This is a genomic window from Collinsella sp. OF02-10 (assembly GCF_003463445.1).
Lineage (GTDB): Bacteria > Actinomycetota > Coriobacteriia > Coriobacteriales > Coriobacteriaceae > Collinsella.
Genome location: NZ_QSCW01000043.1, coordinates 1 through 1,840 on the forward strand (window position 1 = coordinate 1; position 1,840 = coordinate 1,840).

The following is a 1,840-nucleotide window of genomic DNA, read 5'->3' on the forward strand; positions in this document are numbered from 1 at the left end:
CCGAGCATGGCGAAGCCCATGGCCGGCAGGATGTTGGCGGCAACGCCAAAGCCAGCAAGGACAAAGGGCGGGATGAAGTCGAGCATACCCTGGATGGCGTCAGCACCCAGATAGAACGACAGCGAGCACAGCAGGAACGCCATGATGCAACCGGTGGAACCGATCAGGAAGTGCATCGCATAGACGCCCTTAAGGTTGCCCTGGCCGGAGAAGACATCGGCGCGGTCAACCAGGATCGGCAGAGCGGCGTTGAGGATGTTCTTGATGGCCAGGCACAGCGTTGCGATGGGCATGGCAAGCGCGATGGCTGCCTCGGTGCTCTGGCCCAGCTGGATAGCGAAGGCACAGGCAAGCACGCCGCCGATCGTCTCATCGGGCGGTACGTAGGCGCCGATGGAGATCGAGCCCATGAACAGCAGCTCAAGGCTCGCACCGATCGCGAGACCAGACTGCAGGTCCCCCAGGACCAGGCCCACGAGCGGGCACAGGACGATGGGACGGAACGCATAGAGCGTACCGAGCTGGTAGTCGAACTTACCAAATGCGGCGATAAGTCCGATGAGGATTGCTTGGGTAAGCATACATCCCCCTTTCCATATAGGACACTACGAAGAGCTCAGACTCTTCGAATTTAAACGCCTAGAGCACGCTGGCGCAGTCAACCTTGGGGTCATCGGCCAGGGGTCGAATCTCGACCTCAACGCCACGATCCAGCATCTCGCGCACATCGGCTTCCTCGGCCGCGGTCAGGAAGATCTGACGAGAGACCTGACGAGCGTCGGGACGCTTCTCGTCCTTGGGCTTGGTGTTGCCCAGGTTGACCGACTTGATCTGCGGGCAGCCCTCAACAAGCTGCTTTGCCTCGGCGATAGTGGCGACGCAGATGATCATCTTGTACTTGTCGGTCACGCCCGAGTTGATAGCTTCGATTGCATGCTCCATGTCCTTGATGACGAGCTTGCAGCCGGCAGGCTTGCCCATCTTGAGCGTCGTCTTCCACACCGGGTCGTTGGCGACCTTATCGCCCACGCAAAAAATGCAGTTGGAGCCAAGGCCCTGAACCCAGGAAACTGCGACCTGGCCATGAAGCAGGCGATGGTCAACGCGAAGTAGCTGAATCATAATGTGACCCCCCAAAGGTCTTGCGCCGTCTTACGGCATGTCAATAGGTGCTGCGGATTAGAACTCTTCTTCCTCGTCGTCATCGACCAGCAGGTCGTTGACAAACTTCACGCGCGTATCGTCCGCAGCGACGATGGCGCGAATCGTCTCCTCAACCGGCGCCGACTCGTCAGAGAACAGCAGCTGGATGAGCAGAGGAAGGTTCATGTTGGTAACGAGGTACGTGCGGGGACGCGTCTGGACGATCTTGGTGAACTCATTGTTGACGCTGCCACCAAAGAGGTCGGTGCAGACAACGACATCATCGTCGGCAGACATGCCCGCCAGCAGTTTTTGGGCCTCCTCGGCCACGTCCATGCGGTCATCGACGAACATCGAAAGATCGTGGACGTTGTCGCGAGCACCCGAGAGCAGCTCGACGCTCTCCTTGATGCCGGTAGCGAAGTGCGCATGGCTGGCGATGATGTACTGTCTCATTCTGTGTTCCTCTCAATAGCCCGGCACGTTCCCGCACCCGTTTTCTTTAGTAGTCGAACTGGTGATAGTAGCGACGATACTTGAGGTTGTGCTTGGTGACCGTCTCGTAGTAGCGAGCCAGACGGTCGGTCACGAGCACCGTCAGAATCCACGGGGAGACGATGACGCGGAACTCGTCGTCAAGGCCCGGGATGGCGAACTCGGCGGTGTCGATGATGTTGATGTCGGTGTCGCCGGTCAC

At 58.9% G+C, this 1,840-nt stretch carries 3 protein-coding genes and 1 pseudogene; all 4 read right to left on the reverse strand.

Features of this window, described 5'->3' with window-relative positions; genetic code table 11:
- Positions 1-581: PTS sugar transporter subunit IIC (locus DXA43_RS10075; protein ID WP_147344767.1), on the reverse strand; the 581-nt coding region annotated here is incomplete at its 3' end.
- Positions 582-639: 58 nt separating this feature from the next.
- A complete protein-coding gene (locus DXA43_RS10080) occupies positions 640-1,122 on the reverse strand; it encodes a PTS sugar transporter subunit IIB (protein ID WP_099432286.1) in 483 nt (160 codons plus the stop codon).
- 57 nt (positions 1,123-1,179) lie between these two features.
- Entirely contained in the window at positions 1,180-1,599 is a 420-nt protein-coding gene (locus DXA43_RS10085; protein WP_117759929.1) for a PTS sugar transporter subunit IIA, read from the reverse strand.
- Between the two features lie 46 nt (positions 1,600-1,645).
- Positions 1,646-1,840: pseudogene (locus DXA43_RS10090) on the reverse strand (SIS domain-containing protein); the annotation flags it as partial.

Excerpts from the sequence above, each read along its gene's own strand:
- DXA43_RS10085 (WP_117759929.1), bottom strand. The coding sequence starts at position 1,599 with ATGAGACAGTACATCATCGCCAGCCATGCGCACTTCGCTACCGGCATC.
- DXA43_RS10080 (WP_099432286.1), bottom strand. The coding sequence starts at position 1,122 with ATGATTCAGCTACTTCGCGTTGACCATCGCCTGCTTCATGGCCAGGTC.